Origin of the sequence: Polynucleobacter sp. IMCC 30228 (assembly GCF_021395205.1) — a bacterium.
Classification (GTDB): Bacteria; Pseudomonadota; Gammaproteobacteria; order Burkholderiales; family Burkholderiaceae; genus Polynucleobacter.
Genome location: NZ_JAJVCS010000001.1, coordinates 543,180 through 561,148 on the forward strand (window position 1 = coordinate 543,180; position 17,969 = coordinate 561,148).

The 17,969-nt window shown below is 45.6% G+C and carries 15 protein-coding genes and 1 pseudogene; 4 read left to right on the forward strand and 12 right to left on the reverse strand.

The features are described from left to right. Nucleotides 1-11: 11 nt before the first annotated feature. From ruvC to LZT21_RS02945, 8 genes and pseudogenes are all read right to left on the reverse strand, one after another. Nucleotides 12-470 (reverse strand): annotated as a pseudogene (ruvC, locus tag LZT21_RS02910) (crossover junction endodeoxyribonuclease RuvC); the annotation flags it as partial. Nucleotides 471-474: 4 nt separating this feature from the next. Continuing rightward, nucleotides 475-2,067, reverse strand: a complete 1,593-nt coding sequence (gene purH, locus LZT21_RS02915) for a bifunctional phosphoribosylaminoimidazolecarboxamide formyltransferase/IMP cyclohydrolase (RefSeq protein ID WP_233989197.1) — start codon at nucleotides 2,065-2,067, stop codon at nucleotides 475-477. Between the two features lie 20 nt (nucleotides 2,068-2,087). After that, a complete protein-coding gene (locus LZT21_RS02920) occupies nucleotides 2,088-2,327 on the reverse strand; it encodes a helix-turn-helix domain-containing protein (RefSeq protein ID WP_233924562.1) in 240 nt (79 codons plus the stop codon). Between the two features lie 10 nt (nucleotides 2,328-2,337). Beyond that, a complete protein-coding gene (dusB, locus tag LZT21_RS02925) occupies nucleotides 2,338-3,354 on the reverse strand; it encodes a tRNA dihydrouridine synthase DusB (protein ID WP_233989198.1) in 1,017 nt (338 codons plus the stop codon). 107 nt (nucleotides 3,355-3,461) lie between these two features. After that, nucleotides 3,462-4,655: an FAD-dependent monooxygenase gene (locus tag LZT21_RS02930; protein ID WP_233989199.1), complete on the reverse strand. Its 1,194-nt coding sequence runs from the start codon at nucleotides 4,653-4,655 to the stop codon at nucleotides 3,462-3,464. Further along, nucleotides 4,652-6,034, reverse strand: a complete 1,383-nt coding sequence (locus LZT21_RS02935) for an aminopeptidase P N-terminal domain-containing protein (RefSeq protein ID WP_233924565.1) — start codon at nucleotides 6,032-6,034, stop codon at nucleotides 4,652-4,654. Before LZT21_RS02935 ends, LZT21_RS02930 begins: the two co-directional genes overlap by 4 nt. 3 nt (nucleotides 6,035-6,037) lie before the next feature. After that, nucleotides 6,038-6,787, reverse strand: coding sequence for an N-acetylmuramate alpha-1-phosphate uridylyltransferase MurU (gene murU, locus LZT21_RS02940; RefSeq protein ID WP_233989200.1), 750 nt, complete (start codon nucleotides 6,785-6,787; stop codon nucleotides 6,038-6,040). Nucleotides 6,788-6,804: 17 nt separating this feature from the next. After that, complete coding sequence (locus LZT21_RS02945) at nucleotides 6,805-7,794, reverse strand: aminoglycoside phosphotransferase family protein (RefSeq protein WP_233989201.1); 990 nt, start codon at nucleotides 7,792-7,794, stop codon at nucleotides 6,805-6,807. A 33-nt stretch (nucleotides 7,795-7,827) separates the two neighbouring features. Here LZT21_RS02945 and LZT21_RS02950 point away from each other — a divergent pair, with 33 nt between their 5' ends. From LZT21_RS02950 to rsmA, 4 genes are read left to right on the forward strand one after another with little or no spacing between them, the layout of a single operon-like run. After that, nucleotides 7,828-10,275 carry an LPS-assembly protein LptD gene (locus tag LZT21_RS02950; RefSeq protein WP_233924566.1) on the forward strand — a complete coding sequence of 816 codons (2,448 nt, stop codon included), beginning with the start codon at nucleotides 7,828-7,830 and terminating at the stop codon, nucleotides 10,273-10,275. Next, nucleotides 10,272-11,795: a peptidylprolyl isomerase gene (locus LZT21_RS02955; RefSeq protein ID WP_233989202.1), complete on the forward strand. Its 1,524-nt coding sequence runs from the start codon at nucleotides 10,272-10,274 to the stop codon at nucleotides 11,793-11,795. Before LZT21_RS02950 ends, LZT21_RS02955 begins: the two co-directional genes overlap by 4 nt. Beyond that, complete coding sequence (gene pdxA / locus LZT21_RS02960; RefSeq protein WP_233924568.1) at nucleotides 11,779-12,798, forward strand: 4-hydroxythreonine-4-phosphate dehydrogenase PdxA; 1,020 nt, start codon at nucleotides 11,779-11,781, stop codon at nucleotides 12,796-12,798. The genes LZT21_RS02955 and pdxA overlap by 17 nt, the downstream gene beginning before the upstream one ends. After that, entirely contained in the window at nucleotides 12,782-13,597 is an 816-nt protein-coding gene (rsmA, locus tag LZT21_RS02965) for a 16S rRNA (adenine(1518)-N(6)/adenine(1519)-N(6))-dimethyltransferase RsmA (RefSeq protein ID WP_233924569.1), read from the forward strand. The genes pdxA and rsmA overlap by 17 nt, the downstream gene beginning before the upstream one ends. Before the next feature lie 26 nt (nucleotides 13,598-13,623). Here the strand turns inward: rsmA and LZT21_RS02970 are convergent, their stop codons facing one another. Genes LZT21_RS02970 through glyQ form a run of 4 tightly spaced genes read right to left on the reverse strand, consistent with a single transcriptional unit; the run spans nucleotide 13,624 to nucleotide 17,945 of the window. Then, the gene (locus LZT21_RS02970; RefSeq protein WP_233924570.1) at nucleotides 13,624-14,361 is read right to left on the reverse strand and encodes a lysophospholipid acyltransferase family protein; all 738 of its coding nucleotides are present in this window, start codon (nucleotides 14,359-14,361) and stop codon (nucleotides 13,624-13,626) included. 1 nt (nucleotide 14,362) lies between these two features. Beyond that, on the reverse strand, nucleotides 14,363-14,929 hold the full coding sequence (gene gmhB, locus LZT21_RS02975) for a D-glycero-beta-D-manno-heptose 1,7-bisphosphate 7-phosphatase (protein ID WP_233924571.1): 567 nt from the start codon (nucleotides 14,927-14,929) through the stop codon (nucleotides 14,363-14,365). Continuing rightward, nucleotides 14,926-17,067 carry a glycine--tRNA ligase subunit beta gene (gene glyS / locus LZT21_RS02980; protein WP_370634756.1) on the reverse strand — a complete coding sequence of 714 codons (2,142 nt, stop codon included), beginning with the start codon at nucleotides 17,065-17,067 and terminating at the stop codon, nucleotides 14,926-14,928. The genes gmhB and glyS overlap by 4 nt, the downstream gene beginning before the upstream one ends. Continuing rightward, entirely contained in the window at nucleotides 17,064-17,945 is an 882-nt protein-coding gene (glyQ, locus tag LZT21_RS02985) for a glycine--tRNA ligase subunit alpha (protein ID WP_233924574.1), read from the reverse strand. Before glyQ ends, glyS begins: the two co-directional genes overlap by 4 nt. Nucleotides 17,946-17,969: the final 24 nt, after the last annotated feature.

Consider the following 17,969-nt stretch of genomic DNA (forward strand, 5'->3'; position numbering starts at 1 on the left):
CCTTTGAAGTGATGGGCAGCACAAATTGCCACCCCTAAGGCATCAGAGGCATCTGTTCCAGGCGCGCGATTGAGGCGTAATAAGCGTTTAATCATGTCTTGCATTTGGGCTTTTGCAGCACGACCCGTACCAACAATTGATTGCTTTACACGTAAGGCACTGTACTCTGCAACGGGTAGTTTTGCCGCCACTAGGGCAGCAATTACAGCGCCACGGGCTTGCCCCAACATCAAAGTCGAGCGGGGATTGACATTCAAAAAGACCTCTTCAATTGCTGCGGCCTCGGGATGGTATTGGTCTAAAACTTCTGTAATGCCCACATAAAGGGTGCCTAGTCTTTCAGGTAAGCCCTTACTAGGATCGCCGCTTTGAATCGTCCCTGATGCTACATAGCGCAATTGTTGTCCATCAACATCAATAATCCCAAATCCAGTTGTACGTAAGCCTGGGTCGATACCGATCCAACGCATCGGCTTAGTGACGGAAATGGCGAACGCCAGTAAAGACCATGGCAATGCCTGTTTCATTCGCAGCCGCAATAATTTCCTCATCACGCATGCTGCCACCCGGCTGAATGACACTAGTTGCACCTGCCGCAACCACTACATCAAGGCCGTCGCGAAATGGAAAAAAAGCATCGCTAGCCACGACTGAGCCAATTAAACTTAAGCCTGCATGTTCGGCTTTAATTTTGGCAATACGGGCTGAGTCAACGCGACTCATTTGACCCGCACCGATGCCTAAAGACATGCCATTACCGCAATACACAATAGCATTGGACTTCACAAATTTAGCAATACGCCAAGCAAATAATAAATCGTCTAATTCTGCTGCGCTGGGCTGGCGTTGGGTAACAACCTTAAATTCAGTAGGCGAACAATTTTTTGTATCAGTAGTTTGTACTAAAAGGCCACCCCCAACTCGTTTAAAATCATACGTATTAGTAGCATTTGCCAGTGGAATTTCTAGTAAGCGCACATTTTCTTTGCTAGCAAAGACCGCTTTTGCTTCAGCCGTAAAGCTCGGGGCAATTAGCACTTCAACAAATTGCTTAGCAATTACCGCAGCAGCTGCGCCATCACAAACCGTATTTAGGGCAATGATGCCACCAAAGGCTGAGCTTGGATCTGTTTGCCAAGCTTTTTGATAAGCCTCAAGCGCGCTTGCACCCAGCGCAACTCCGCACGGATTAGCATGTTTAACAATTACACAAGCGATCGAATTAGTGCCCAAGTGGTTTTGTGCTGGTAGAAAACTTTTGACACATTCCCATGCTGCATCAGCATCGGCAATATTGTTGTATGACAAGGCTTTGCCCTGTATTTGCTGATAATTCGCTAAAGCACCGGGAATTGGATTGATATCGCGATAAAAAGCAGCCGCTTGATGGGGGTTTTCGCCGTAACGCATCTCTTGCACTTTTTCAAAGGCTAAATGTAAGGTATTGGGGAAAAGCGAGCGTTGCTGATGATCGAGGCGGTCGTCTAAAGCAGATAAGTAGTTCGCGATCGCGCCATCATACTGTGCTGTATGAGCAAACACTTTTTTAGCTAAGCGTAAATTAGTAGCATAAGAAACAGAGTTGCGCTGTTGACGCATTTCAGTCAACACGCCTTCATAATCATCGGGAGAAATTAATACCGTTACATCTTGGTGATTTTTTGCTGCCGCTCGCAACATTGCAGGACCGCCAATATCGATATTTTCTACTGCCTCAGCAAAGTCACAAGTTTCTTTTGCAACGGTGGCATTAAATGGATATAAATTAATAACCAAGAGATCAATCGTTTGAATGCCATGTTTTTGCAGCGCTGCCATGTGCTCAACAGAATCGCGCCTTGCTAGTAAACCCCCATGGACCATTGGGTGTAGAGTTTTCACTCGACCATCGAGCATTTCTGGAAACTGCGTTAAAGCAGCTACTTCAATCACTGGTATGTTGTTTTCGGCCAATAATTTTGCCGTCCCACCAGTTGAAATTAACTTGACGCCAAGCTCATGCAGGGCCTTAGCTAAAGGCACAATGCCCGTTTTATCGGAGACAGAAAGTAGGGCGGTTTGAATCATTGTGAATAGTTTAAATGGGCTTATTTAATTAAATGGTATTGCCGTAATTTTTTATGTAGGGTATTCCGATTCAGACCAAGGTATTGGGCAGCTAGCGATTGATTCTGCTTAGCATGGTGCATGACTACTTCAAGCAGGGGTTTTTCAACTACATTTAAGACCATCTGATAGACATCGTTGGGTGCTGTACCTTTGAGATCGTCTAGATAAGTTTGGAGGTGGGTTTGTACGCAGACAGCAATGGGATTTTTATTAGGCATAGTTAAAATATTAAGCAGCTTCAAGAAATAATAGATGATTAGAGTGCACTTGCATTTCTGCAAAAAAATCATTGACCATGGCTAATTGGGTACGACAATCATCAGCGGTATTCATGCGTTGCCGAAAAACGTGTGAGTTACGCAAGCCTTTGCAATACCAACCAATGTGTTTGCGCGCAGTTCGTAAGCCAGTATATTCGCCATAAAAAGCATAATGATCAAGCAAATGATCGTTCATGATTTGTTGAATTTCAGTAATTTGGGGCGGAGGTAGGAGGGCGCCGGTTTTGAGATAGTGCTCGATTTCACGAAAAATCCAAGGCCGACCTTGTGCGGCACGTCCAATCATGATGGCATCCGCTTTAGTCTGTTTTAAAACTGCCAGGGCTTTTTCTGGACTATCAATATCGCCATTGGCAACGATCGGAATTCTGGCTTGATTTTTTACTGCAGTAATTTGATCATACTCTGCAGAGCCGTGAAATAGATCAGCTCGAGTTCGTCCATGAATAGTTAAGACACTAATACCAGCAGATTCAGCAATGCGGGCAATAGCGAGTGCATTTTTGTGATCACGATCCCAGCCGGTACGAATTTTTAAACTCACTGGCACAGCATCAGGACCAACACCAACTGCTTGAATCACAGCATCAAGTATTTTTCCAACGAGAATTTCATTCTTCATCAGCGCCGAGCCAGCCGCGACGTTACAAACTTTTTTAGCGGGACATCCCATATTGATGTCAATAATTTGCGCCCCTTGAGCAACATTAATACGGGCAGCTGCTGCCATCGTGAGCGGGTCAGCGCCAGCAATTTGCACAGCAATAGGCGCAAACTCACCCACATGATTCGCGCGTCGTTGGGTTTTTTCGCTGTTCCACAAGGTTGCATTCGAGGCAATCATTTCTGATACAGCGTAGCCAGCACCCAGTTTTTTGCACAGCTGTCTAAAAGGACGATCGGTTACGCCTGCCATTGGGGCAACAAAAAGTTGATTGCTTAATTCGTGGGTACCAATTTTCATGAAATGACTAGAGCTAAAAGCAGTAAGTAGGCAGTTACTTTAGCATAGTGTGCGAGTTAACTGCTTAAATTTTAAGCAGCAAAAAAGAATGGCGGGTCGACCCTCTTTTAGCGCCGCCCAAACATCATTTGGCGCGCCAAACTTGTTTTTAGTGGCGGGAGCCATTGCAAAGCGGATAAGGCTAAACCGCGAGTGAAGACGACTGGCAAGAATTGAGAGGTAAAAACACGTGCAAGAAAATCGGTAATACCAATTGTGGTTTTGCGGTCAGCATTGCGCGTGCGGGCATAGTCTTGTAATAAGGCAGCTACCGAATTAGCTGAGCCCAAGGGCGTTGGGCGAGAAAAAAACCAAGCTAATTTTTCGGCTAACAAGTAGGCATCACGCAAACCTAAATTGAGACCTTGACCCGCTACTGGATGTAGTGTTTGTGCAGCATTACCAATCCATACCGAATGATCAACCGCAACTTCTTTACGATAATTTAAGCCGAGTTCATAAAGGCGACGTTCACGTACGCTAATGAAATGACCCAAGCGGCTACCGAATTGGTGTTGCAGGGCGGCTAAAAAATCAGGTTCATTGAGTTCTAGACGCTGTTGTGCAGTGCTGGGCGTACTGCACCAAACTAAATTCAAGAAATGCTCACCCGCATGACTTGGAAGTAAGGCCAGCGGACCTTCAGGAGTAAAGCGTTCCCAAGCCTGATGGGCTTGTGGTTGATCTACTTCAACCAATCCAACAAGGGCACTTTGATCGTAACTGCGACCTGCTTCAATCCACTCCTGTTGATTAAATAAGCCACCTTCGGCATGCACCACGCAAGCACTCTCTGCCGACTCGACTTGACTTGCTAGGTCAGGCGTTTCATTGCTGTGTATCCAAGAAAAGTGCGGGCTAGATGGTTGTAGCTTGCGTAAGGCCTGACGTAATGCAAGGTGAATATCGCGATAGCGCGCAATATGACCGAGCGCATCTTGATGTAATTCTTCACGAGTCATGATGGCGCGACCAAAGCGACCCGCTTGCGAGACGTGGATGCGATGAATTTCAGGGCAATTGGTTGGCCAAGCATGAATCGTCTCAAGTAATAATTTACTACCGTGGGAAAGCGCAATGCCACGAGTATCACTACGTTTATCACCATTTTCTAGCGCTGCATCAGTACGCGGATTACGATCAATTAATGCTAATTTTAAAGTTGGTAATTGTTGAAGGCACCAAGCGGCACAAGCCAGGCCAACAGGCCCACCACCTTGAATCACTACATCCCAAGTTAGAGAATTCAAATTTGATTTCACTCAGACTCACGCATCGTGCGTTCAATTTCGTTTGCAAGTACCGGCACACCCCGAGAAATTAAATCGCAACCCTGTGCTGTAATGACCGCGTCATCTTCAATCCGAATACCGATATTCCAAAACGCTTCAGGCACAGTGGCAGAAGGACGAATATATAAACCAGGCTCAACGGTAATGACCATTCCTGCTTGTAGCTTGCGCCAAGGTTTATCTTGCTTATTTTGCGTAAGATCTTCGCTAGGCTCACGATAAGAGCCGACATCATGAACATCCATGCCTAACCAATGGCTGGTGCGATGCATATAAAAAGGCTTATAAGCAGCAAGCTCAAGGGCATTGTCAAGTGATCCAACTTCACTTAATGCAATGAGTTTTTCGTCAATTAAACCTTGGGTTAGAACGCGCAAAGCAGCTTCGTGTGGTTGTATAAAAGTATTGCCGACAAGAGCAGCAGCAATTGCTGCTGCTTGGGCTGTCTGGGTAATGTCATACAAAGCCCTTTGTGGACCAGAAAAAACTCCATTGACCGGAAAGGTACGGGTGATATCGGATGCATAGCCATCTAATTCACAGCCTGCATCAATCAAGCAAAGCTCGCCATTACGCAATTCTGTCGCGCCGGCACGGTAATGTAAGACGCAGGCATTTGCTCCCGTAGCCACAATGCTGTTATAGGCAACGCTTTGCGCGCCGCTATGGCGAAATTCATGTAATAACTCAGCTTCAATTTGGTATTCGTACATACCGGCGCGACACTTTTGCATTGCCCGCAAGTGGGCTCTTGCAGAAATTGCCGCCGCTTGGCGCATGGTGGCAATTTCATCGACGCTTTTAAGCAGACGCATTTCATGTACCAAAGCCTCAATGTCATGTAACTGGGATGGCGCATTGACTCCCGCCCGTGCCTGTTGGCGCACCTGTTCAATCCAATAGCGCACCCGACGATCATTTTCAGCACTATTCGCTAAGCGGGTATATAAGGCAGTTTGATCGGCAATTAATTCGGGCAGCTTGGTATCAAGAGCTTGATTGGCGTGGGCAAAATCAACCCCCAGTTTTTCAGGCGCTGCCTCGGGCCCTAAACGCCAACCATCCCAAATTTCTCGCTCGGGGTCTTTAGGTCGACAAAATAAATGGGTTTCAAGTTGAGTCCCGCTCACGTTTAAGGCCAAAGTAGCACCAGGCTCATCAAAGCCAGTGAGGTAGAAAAAATCACTGTCATGGCGGTACGGATAATCGCTATCCCGATTACGAAAGGCCTCTGGCGCAGTCGCAATTAAGGCTAAGCCACCACCGGTGTGTTGGCGCATTAGTTCGGCGAGACGGGCGCGTCGAGCTGCATAAATGCTCGGGTTAAAGGGGGTATGAAGTTGGCTCATGATTTATTTGGAACCCTGATTTAGCTCGTTCAGGCGGGCAGGGCTCCCTACATCGTGCCATGAACCCAAATATTTTTCACCGGTCACTTGGTTTTGTGCCATGGCGGCTACTAGTAAAGGTGCTAATTTAGCCTTTTCACCTCGTATTAAACCTTTAAATAGGTCGCGATGGTAAATGCCAAGACCTGAGAAAGTTAAGCGCTCAGCCGGCTGACCTAATTGGCTTTCTTTAGCCTCTCCCGCCAAGGTTTTAAGCTCCTCTGCCCACACTTTACCCCCTTGTAGATAAAAATCGCCAGTAGGATGTTGGCTAGGATTGGGGACCAGAATGAGGTGAGCCAATTGCTGTTCATGCGCTAAGCGCATGGTCTTTATAAAAGCTAATAACTGCGCTAGTGGAAAGCCAGGGCAAAAAACATCGCCATTCATCACAATAAAATAATCTGCAGGAGCCAAAATGGGTAAAGCCTGGCAAATGCCCCCCGCTGTTTCAAGGGCTTCCTCTTCGGGCGAATAATCAATGTGTAAACCAAAGTCTGCACCTGTACCCAGTGCAGCGCTAATTTTTTCACCCAACCAGGCAAGATTAACAACAACCCGTTCGATGCCAGAATTTTGCAAAGTTTCGAGATGCCAAGTTAATAATGATTTACCTTGAACCTCGAGGAGGGGTTTTGGTAAGACATCAGTTAACGGACGCATTCGCTCACCGCGACCAGCAGCGAGCAATAAACAAGGAATTGGTGGATCCATAGAGCCAATATTAACCATTAGTGCAGCGCTGCAAGAAGATGCGCAAGGGGCTTAAATTCGATATATCGATTGGCAACATTTTGCGCATAGTGCAACACCAGCGGAATATCTTTTAGGTAAGCATTTTTTCCATCGCGATAATTTAGGCGGACAAAAATGCCTAAAATTTTTAAGTGACGTTGTAAGCCCATCCATTCAAAGTCACGAAAAAAATCCCCAAAGTCTGGTGGCACCGCTAAGCCAACCTCTCGTGCAGTTTCCCAGTAAAAAATCATCCAATCAAGCACTTTTTCATCTGGCCATTGAATATAAGCATCGCGTAAAAGTGAAGTTAAGTCGTAAGTAATAGGCCCATAAACCGCATCTTGAAAATCTAAAATTCCGGGGCTGTGATGCGGCGAGAGCATTAAATTGCGTGAATGATAGTCACGATGGACGAAGACCTTGCTTTGCGCTAAATTATTTTTTATGAGGAGATTAAAGCAAGCACTTAATTGGTCTTGCTGTTTAGAATTGAAATTCATTTGTAGATGACGCAGCAAATACCACTCGGGAAATAAATCGAGTTCGCGTTGCAAAAGTTCGCTATCGTAATTTGGCAAGATATTTGCTTGGCTAGCTAATTGCAATTGCACTAAGGCTGTGATTGCCTCGCGATACAGTTTGTCAGCATTGTTTGGTGTCAGCGCATCTAAATACGTGGTGCTGCCCAAATCGCTGAGCAAGAGAAAGCCAGCTGGTGAATTTTCAGCCAAAATTTGGGGTACATTTAATTGGGCCTCGGCAAATAAACGCGCTACTCTAATAAAGGGTTCAATGGATTCTTTATCGGGTGGCGCATCCATCACAATCAGAGTTGGATAATTGGCCTTTGTAGACCGAATGCGGAAGTAGCGGCGAAAGCTAGCATCTGCCGAAGCTGGCGCCAAAGAGTCCAGATCGAGCTGCCAGGGGATGGCTAAAGCCCCTAGCCATTGGCCTAGTGCAGATAAGCGAGAGTCAAGCATGGTCGGTTCGTATAATAAGTCGAGTCTAGATTTATGAGTCATTATCGCCGTCGCGCCGGCCTTTGCGCCCCCGTTCATTTTGCACCCAGCGTACGATTGATTTTGGGTGCGACTTTATTACGTTTGGCAGCCGAAACCATGGCCCAAACTGCGGTCATTCCACCCCCTGCTGCTGCCCCAACAGTAACTACTTTATTTCCCGATAAAGGCTATCAAAAGGGCTTGAAATTTGATGATCAATTGCGCCTTGGCAAACCCATTCCCGATGATCAAGCGCTAACTTTTACGGCTAGCGATGCGATCGATGGAGTAGTCGAGCGCGAAATGAAATTGCAGGGGCGGGCACAAATTCGTCGCGGCGGAACCGTAATGAAAGCTGATCAAATTACGTATGATCCCGATTCCGACACAGCCAATTTAATTGGCAATGTAGAGTTAGTCAAAGATTCTGCTGTTTTCATGGGGCCCAAAGCGCGGTTGCGCGTAGACGCTCGCGAGGGTGGGATGGAGGATCTGACATATGAGTTTCGTGATAGCCGCGTCCGCGGGCGGGCGAAAAAATTAACCGTAGCGTCTGCCGACACCTATCAATTAGAACAACCCATTTACACCACCTGCGCACCAGATAATCTCGATTGGTATTTCAGTGCTAGTCAACTTGATCTAGATCAAGAGCAGCGCACTATGACGGTTAAAGATGGGGTAATGCGATTTTTTGATGTACCAATGCTGTATCTGCCTTACATTAGTTTGCCTACATCAAATCAACGTCGCTCTGGATTTTTAGCGCCTGTCGCTGGCTATAGCACTACCAATGGCATCGATGTAACCGAGCCTTACTATATGGACATTGCGCCGAATCGTGACTTATTAATTTTGCCTCGCTATATGAGTAATCGCGGTCTGCAGTTGGGTGGGAATTTACGTTACCTAGAACCAAAATATACTGGCGCTTTACAAGCCGATATTCTGAATGATCGGCTAACTAACTCCTTACGTTGGAAATATGACTTACAACATCGCGAGGCAATTTTGCCAGGATGGAATGCCTACGCTAATGTGGCTAAAGTTTCTGACAACACCTATCCAATTGATTTTTCACGCTCAATCGCAGCAGCCGTATCAACGCAATTTCGCCAAGAGATTGGCACGAGCTTCGCGATGCCGGGAAATAGTGCATTAACGGGTTGGAATTTCACGGCCCGCACTTTAACTTTTCAAACTTTACAGCCTGATCCCGCGAGCATTGTAGGCGCGCCATATAATATTTTGCCTGAAATAAAAGCCTCGTATATTAAAAATAACTTTTTAAATTTACCTACTACTGGAACATTTAAAGGGCCCGATGCATATTTCAATGCCGATTTCACGCGCTTTCAATACAACATAGCTGGCAATTTAGCCGGTACAGCGCCTGGCCCTTATAGTGATGCTTCGCGTAGTGTAATAAAGGGGGGCATTAGTGCTTCGCAAACTACGCCTGGATATTACCTTACCCCCAAGATCTTTTTTCAGGCAAATAATTACAGCGCAGTTTCTTCAACCCCAGGCGCTGCCCCAGCACAAGGTTTTATTATTCCCACTATTACCCTAGATAGTGGCATGGCATTTGAGCGAGAAGCCACAGAATTAAAGGGGTTTTTTGGTCGAGACATGTTATTAACAGTAGAGCCTCGCGCTTATTATGTTTACACCCCTTATGTGAACCAAAGCAATGTGCCTAACTTTGATACAGGCGACCAAGGTTTTGGTATTTCACAAATATTTGCCCCCAATACGTTTATTGGTAATGACCGCGTATCCGATGCCAATAAAGCCACTTTGGGTATAACCAGTCGTTTACTGGACGCCCAAACTGGGGCAGAGCGAGCCACTGTCATAGTAGCTCAGCAACAGCAATTTCAGGGGCAAAAAGTGTCAACCTCAACCACCGTGCAAAATCCTTCCACCTATTCTGATACCTTAGGTGCAGGTACGGTGCGCTTACCCGGAAACTTTAATCTTGATCTATTTGGGCAATTCAATACCCAGCTTAGCCGCTTTGTGCAATCAAGCGTTGGGGCAGGGTGGAACCCAACGCCTGGACGCTTAATTAACTTTGGATATCGTAATGTCTGGACGGTGCCGGTGCCGGGCGTTTCTGCTGGGGCCACGACCACTGACCAATATAGCGCTTATGGGCAATGGCCCATAACCAAGCATGTTTCGCTAATGGGACGTTGGGGGTATGATGCCCTTGCTAGTAAAACCCTCAATACCATGGCGGCAGTAGAATACGACCAAGATTGTTGGGCTATTCGCATGGCATATTCACAAGTATTAACCAATGCGGCCACGAATACCCAAATTTTATTCCAACTAGAATTTAAAGGTTTTGGCGGTATTGGTAACAACCCAGTTGACATCATGAAACTAAATATTCCCGGATATAAACCGGCACCTCAGGCCTTGCCGCCATCCTCTTTTGAAAACTATAAGTGATTGTAAAGACCTATTTATTACCGCTCTTGTATCGACTTGCATTCAGCACATTGATGGCTGGATGCGGTTTGGCTTTTGCGCAAAATAGTACTAAAACCAGCCCGCCTCCTGGGGCTAATAAAGTAGTCGCAGCAAGCCCTACTCCTACTAGTAAAGTGCGTAATTTAGATGGCGTAGCAGCAATTGTGAATACTGGCTATATCACGCGTAAGGATATTGATGATCGGGTCATTGAGATTGAGGCTCAAATGATTAAGAGCGGTAAAAAACCACCTGATCCAGTCACTTTTCGTAAAGAGGTTTTAGAACGTCTCATCGTTGAAAAAATTATGCTTCAAGAGGCAGAAAGTACGGGAATTATTATTTCCGACAAAGAGCTCGATGCGATCATTGGCAAAATTGCCGCACAAAATAAACTTACCGTCGCCGAGTTTCGGGAAAAAGTTATTCAAAATGGGATGAGCTTGAAACAATACCGCGATATTTTGCGCAGCGATGTAGTGTTAGCGCGTTTACGCGATCGTGAAGTAGAGGGGCAAATTAAAATTTCTGATGCTGAAGTGGATAATTATATTATCGAGCGTATGCAAGTGATGGCGGCAGCAGCAAACTCTCCCCCCGCACAAAATCAAGAGCCTATAAAGCCAGGTTCTGGCCCCGAAGAAATTGATGTGGCACAGATTTTTATTCCGGTCGATCCCAGCGCTGGGCTGGGAGCCCAAACCGAGGCCCGAAAAAAAGCCGAGACTATTTTGAAAACTGCGCGCGGAGATATCGATTTTATGAAGCTTGGTGCTCAAGCAGCAAAAGAAGATTCGAAGATTAAATTTCAAGAGCTAGGTTATCGAACCCCAGACCGATTGCCACAAATTTTTTATGAATCAGTCCGTAATTTAGGTTCAGGACAAGTGGCAACTGCTGTACTTAAAAGCCCTGCTGGTTTTCATATTTTAAAAGTTTTAGACCGCCGTTCTTTATCTGAACGCCCCCCAATAAACACCACAGCAGTTACCAGTAGTGAGTCTGCTAATGCGGAACCTACCGCCCCGCAAAATATCATGGTGACCCAAACTTTGGCTCGTCATATTTTAGCTCGTCCTCGAGCAGGTTTTAGCGATGCCGATGCCGAAAGAAAGTTGAATGGTTTGCGTGAACAGATAAAAGCGAAGACAGGTGACTTTGGTGAGCTAGCAAAAAAGTTTTCTGAAGACGGCTCGGCTGCTAACGGCGGCTTATTGGGATGGATGGGGCCTGGCGATTTAGTGCCTGAATTTGAACAAGCCATGAACCGTTTACAAATTGGAGAGGTTAGTAGCCCAGTTAAAAGTCAATTTGGTTGGCACTTAATTCAAGTGGTCGAGCGACGAGAAGCGCAGCTAACAGTAGATAAACAACGTCAATTTGCCAAAGCGGCATTACGTGAACGGAAGATTGAGCAAGCATATCAAGATTGGGTGCGCCAACTTCGCGATAACGCTACAGTGAAATTAATCAATACCGATAATGTCGCTGCCCCTTGAGCTTGTCATTACTACGGGCGAGCCTGCTGGCATCGGCCCAGAAATTGCTTTAGCAGCAGCCAAACAATTTCTCCAAGAAAATGATGCGGTAAGTATTACCTTATTAGGTGACCCTAGTTTATTTAAAGCGATTGAGCAAAAAAAACCGCTGCCTTGGTCGGAACAATTACGATTAGAGCCAATCTCTTTAAAAACGCCAGCTAGCGCAGGTCAACTAAATCCAGAAAATGCACCGTATGTTTTGAGCATGTTAGATCATGCACTAGCAGGTTGTTTGTCAGGGCGTTTTGGGGCCATGATTACTGCGCCGATACAAAAAAGTATCCTCAATCAAGCGGGCATCCCTTTTTCTGGACATACCGAGTATTTAGCCCAACAGTGCCATTGTTCACAAGTGGTGATGATGCTATGTGCGAATATACCAGCAGGCATCTTGGGTCTGGCAAGGTCAAATCCATTACGTGTGGCTTTAGCAACGACGCATTTACCAATACAGGAAGTCCCTGCAGCTCTTCATCGAGAGACCTTAGTAAAAACAATAGATATTTTGCAGCAGGATTTACAGACTTGGTTTGCAATCGAACAACCACGCATTGCCGTAGCCGGCTTAAATCCACATGCTGGCGAGGGCGGGTATTTGGGGCAGGAAGAAATCACTATTATTGCCCCGGCTATTTTGGCGGCCCAACAAAAAGGAATTGCGGTTACGGGGCCGATTCCAGCTGATGCCTTATTTAACCCACGTAATTTATCTGCATATGATGTTTTTTTAGCGATGTATCACGATCAAGGTCTTGCACCATTTAAATTTGCAGCCTTTGGCAGTGGCGTTAATGTTACTTTAGGCTTGCCAATCATCCGTACTTCAGTAGATCACGGTACTGCACTTAATCTGGCTGGGAAAGGTTTGGCTGATGCTAGCAGTATGCTAGAGGCTTTGCGTTTAGCGTTTCAATTAGCTCAGCAGCGCGCGCAGAATAAATCTCATGCATCACGCCCGTAAGCGTTTCGGCCAAAATTTTTTAAAAGATGACGGGGTTATCCATGCCATTATCAACATCATCAACCCGAGTGCCGATGCACAGATCATAGAAGTTGGACCGGGCTTGGGGGCGCTAACCTTGCCGCTACTAAACCAAGTTGACCACTTAGATTTACTGGAAATCGACCGTGATTTAGTCGCCTATTGGCGGGCAAAAAACATACCAGGAATTGAAATTATCGAAGGCGACGCACTAAAGTTTGATTTTGTGAATTGGGCTAAACATTCGAATTCAAAGACCAAGGAAAATAGCCAAGAAAAAACGCTGCCTCAAAGCAGACCTCGTCTGATTGTCGGTAATTTACCTTACAACATATCATCACCCTTATTGTTTCATTTGCTTTCAGTGGCCCCCTTCATCAATGAACAAGTATTTATGTTGCAGGCTGAAGTCGTTGCCCGCATGGTAGCAGTAGACGGTGGTGCAGACTTTAGTCGACTATCGGTCATGCTGCAAGCGCGTTACCACCTGGAGCAAGTCTTAGCAGTACCGCCCACTGCTTTTGAGCCTCAACCTAAGGTGAATTCAGCTGTTGTCCGCATGATTCCACGGCAGCAATTTTCTTTAAATCAAGATGAATGGCGGGCTTTAGAAAAAATCGTTGCGGCGGCATTTTCGCAGCGCCGCAAGATGTTACGTACTAATTTACAGAGTTATAGCGAACGCTTGGCTTTAAGTGACTCAGATCTCAAACTCCGCGCTCAAGATATACCCGTAGCTCAATATATCGAGTGGGCTTGCCGTTTAGTGCAGACTTAATAAAAGCAATGCCTTAACAGCAGCCTTTATTTTGTATAAGCGCTCGGATCAATTTTGAGCATTTCCGCTTCAATCCAATTTTCAACTTCTGTATTGAGTTGCTCTCCCGTTTTGCCAGCAGAGGAAATCAACGGCCCAATTGAAATCGTCACTAAACCCGGATACTTTAAAAAACTATTACGTGGCCATACTCGACCACTATTATGGGCTACTGGAATAACACTTGCATTGGTCGCAACCGCTAGCCGTGCGCCACCTTTCCGATAGGGACGGTGTGAACCAGTAGGAGTGCGAGTACCCTCAGGGAAGATTAAAATCCAATTACCATCACGGAGGCGTTGACGTCCCTGGTTAGCGACTGAAATGGCTGCAGTTTCGCGATTAGAGCGATTGATATGAATCATATTCAACATGCCCAGAGCCCATCCAAAAAAAGGTAGCCAGAGCAATTCGCGTTTAAAGACAAAACATAAATGCTTTGGAAAAATAGCAATAAAAGCGATTGTTTCAAAAGCAGATTGATGCTTACTTAAAACAACAACGGGTAAATCGCGGGAGTTTGTTACGTGCTCCATTCCTTTAATTTGATAACGAATACCACAAAGATGTTCTAGCACCACTAAAACAATTTTGTTCCACCGACTAACAAATTGATAACGCTTATAAACCGGCATAAAGGGAAAAATAATGACGCATAAGCCGCCAAAAAAAAGCGTAAAGAGCAGCAGAAAAATAAAAAACGCGCTTGATTTAAGCCAAATCACGCTAAATCCTTAAGTGTTCGTGAGTAAAGGCGAGTAAGTTTTCATAGACTGCTGTATTCGCAGGCAGCCCACCGGTAGCCAAGGTCAAGTTACCTTTACCAGTTAGGACTAAATTTAGTTGGGCTCCTAAGGTACTTGCAGGTAACAAATCACGTAGCGAATCACCCACAACAGGTATGTCGGCCAGCACAGGCTCGTTAGCGCCAGGACGATAACGCGCAGCTATTTCTAGATACATGCCGGGCAATGGTTTACGGCAGTTGCAATGATCGGCGTCAACGTGAGGGCAGAAGAAAATACTATCAATCCTACCGCCTAGTGGAGTAAGCAGATCAGCCATTTTCTGATGCATTACTTGCAAGTCTTGGAGGGTATAAAAGCCGCGGCCAATACCCGACTGATTGGTGGCAATAACAATGCGGTAACCAGCTTGAGTAAGTAGGGCTAAGGCTTCAAGACTTCCTGGAAGGGGCTCCCATTCTTGCGCAGATTTAACGTAGTCATCGCGATCGACATTAATCACACCATCACGATCGAGGATAATTAATTTAGGAGCGTGCTGGTTCATGCCAATTTACCGAGATCGGCAACTAAATTCATTTTTTGATGCAATTGTTGTAATAAGGCCAAGCGATTATCTCGCAGCTCTGGCTGCGGATCCATCACCATCACATCAGCAAAAAATTGATCAATGGGTTGCGCCAGAGAAACTAAAATTTGTAAGCAAGCAACAAATTCTCCGGCCTGATAAGCTAAATCGAGATTGGTATGGATGGCTTCTAGGCTTTTTGCAAGCACAATTTCTGCAGGTAGAACGAGTAGTTTTGGCGCGTAATTAGTTGGTATCGGCGTATGGGTTTTCTTGAGGATATGACTAATGCGTTTATTAGCTGCAGCTAGTTGAGCAGCCTCAGGTAAAGCATTAAATTGGCGCAAAGCTTGTAAACGCGTAATAACATCATTGAAATAAGGTGGCATTTGACTTAAGACGGCGTCAATTTCAGGGGCAGTAAAAGCCTCTCCAAGCCCTACCTGATCACGCAAATAGGCAGGAAAGCGATCCGCAATAAATTGATAAATTTCACTGGTATTCGCTTTTTGCGCTACCTCAGTTTGCTTAAATTGACTGCGGGCAAAATCAATCTGGATTGGCAGATTAATTACTAAATTCTTTTCTACTAATAAACGGCAAATACCAAGCGCATTGCGTCTTAAGGCATAAGGATCTTTATCGCCAGTAGGCGCAAGTCCAATACCCCAAATACCGACTAATGTCTCTAGTTTGTCAGCAAAGGCTAAAACGGAACCAGTTAATGAGCGGGGTAGTGAGTCGCCTGCAAAACGGGGTTGGTAGTGTTCGCCACAAGCAGCTGCTACCTCGGCAACCTCACCATCAAGCGCAGCATAATAGCGGCCCATAATGCCCTGTAGTTCGGGAAATTCCCCAACCATGTCAGTAAGTAAATCAGCCTTAGCAATTTCTGCAGCTCGACTAAGCCATTCTGTATTAATAGCTAGACCCTGACGATTCAAGTCTGCGGCAATCTGGAGGGCAATTGCTTGTACCCGGCGCATGCGCTCGAGTTGGCTACCAAGCTGGTTTTGATAAACCACTTTATTCAGGTCATCGAGGCGAGAATGCAGAGAGCGCTTTTGATCTTGTTTGTAAAAGAAGCGCGCATCTGCTAAGCGGGGGCGTATGACGCGCTCATTGCCGGCAATAATCGCGCTGGGATCAACTGTTTCAATATTAGAAACAATTAAAAAGCGATTACGTAATTTTCCTTGTTGATCCGTTAAGGCAAAATATTTTTGATTGGTCTGCATTGTCAAAATAAGGCACTCTTGCGGAATTTCCAAAAATTCAGGATCGAATTGACAGCAATAAACTACTGGCCACTCTACAAGAGCAGTTACTTCATCAAGTAGTGCATCCGGCATCAACACCAGATCATCGCCAGCCGCCTGAGTAAGGCCCTGTTGAATTAAGGTACGACGACGTACGAAATTGGCGACAACCTTGCCTTGGGTTTCAAGGACACGTTCATAATCGTCAGCAGCCGTTAGTTTTAGCGCTCCGCTAGAAAGAAAGCGATGTCCTTCGGTTAGCTGGTCTGCGGTAATGCCAAGTGCCTCTAGGTGCAAGGGCACTTTACCGTGCAGAGCAAGAATCCGGTGAACTGGTCTAGCAAAAGCCACATCTTTTAAGTCCCCATTTTTTTGGGCGACTTGGTAATGCATCATTTTCGCAATAGGAAGTTGTTGCAAAGCAGATTCAAACGCTAGTTGTAGGGTAGGCGTAAGTTGCGCACCAGTTGCCTGTAGATTTAAAAAGAGTGTTTCATTTTTACCTTCGCCAGACCGCTCTAAGGTGTTGAGATCGATATCAGCAGAACCCAGCGAAGCCAATTTTTTTAAGAGCGGCGCAGTGGGCTTGCCGGCACTATCAAAAGCGATACTAGTTGGCAATATTTTTTCCCGTACAGCATAGTCAGAGGCTTGATTAAGCACACCATTAATTTGCACTGCTAAGCGACGGGGACTGGCAAAGCTAATAGGCTTTGAGTCTGCGCTTAATAGCTGGGCCTTTTTTAGTGAGTTAAAAATAGCACTAGTAAAAGCATCACTCAGTTTAGATAAGGATTTTGGTGGCAACTCTTCTGTAAATACTTCCAAAATTAAGGTTGCGTTTGGCTCTAACATCATTTTGCGTTCGTGTGAACCATTGGAAAACCAAGCTTTTCGCGAGCCTCAAAATAGGCTTGCGCAACTGCGCGTGATAAATTGCGAATACGGCCAATATAAGTAGCTCGTTCAGTTACAGAAATGGCGCCACGGGCATCTAAAAGATTAAAAGTATGTGCGGCTTTCAAAACCATTTCATATGCAGGCAGGGCAAGCGGTACTGCAATGAGGCGCTTAGCTTCATTTTCATAGTTAGCAAAATGGCTAAACAGTAATTCGGTATTGGCGTGTTCGAAGTTATAGGCGGATTGCTCTACTTCATTTTGATGGTACACATCACCATAACTTAGGCCCTTAGTCCAGACTAAATCAAATACATTGGCACAATTTTGGATATACATGGCTAAGCGCTCAATGCCATAAGTAATTTCGCCTAATACGGGTTTGCAGTCAAGGCCACCCACTTGCTGAAAATACGTGAATTGGGTTACTTCCATGCCATTTAGCCAAACCTCCCAACCTAAACCCCAAGATCCCAAGGTGGGATTTTCCCAATCATCCTCAACAAAGCGCACATCATTTTTTTGTAAATCAAGCCCCAAGGCTTTTAAGGAGCCCAAATATAAATCTAAAATATTGTCAGGAGCTGGCTTTAGAACTACTTGAAATTGATAGTAGTGCTGTAGACGATTTGGATTTTCACCATAGCGTCCATCCTTTGGTCGGCGTGATGGTTGAACGTAAGCTGCCTTCCACGGCTCAGGCCCAATTGCACGCAGAAAGGTGGCCGTATGGGAAGTACCCGCGCCAACCTCGAGGTCGATCGGTTGCAACAAGGCGCAGCCTTGCTGATCCCAGTATTCCTGGAGTTGAAGAATAATTTGCTGAAAAGTAAGCATTAAAAAGTAAGCATCATCGACCTA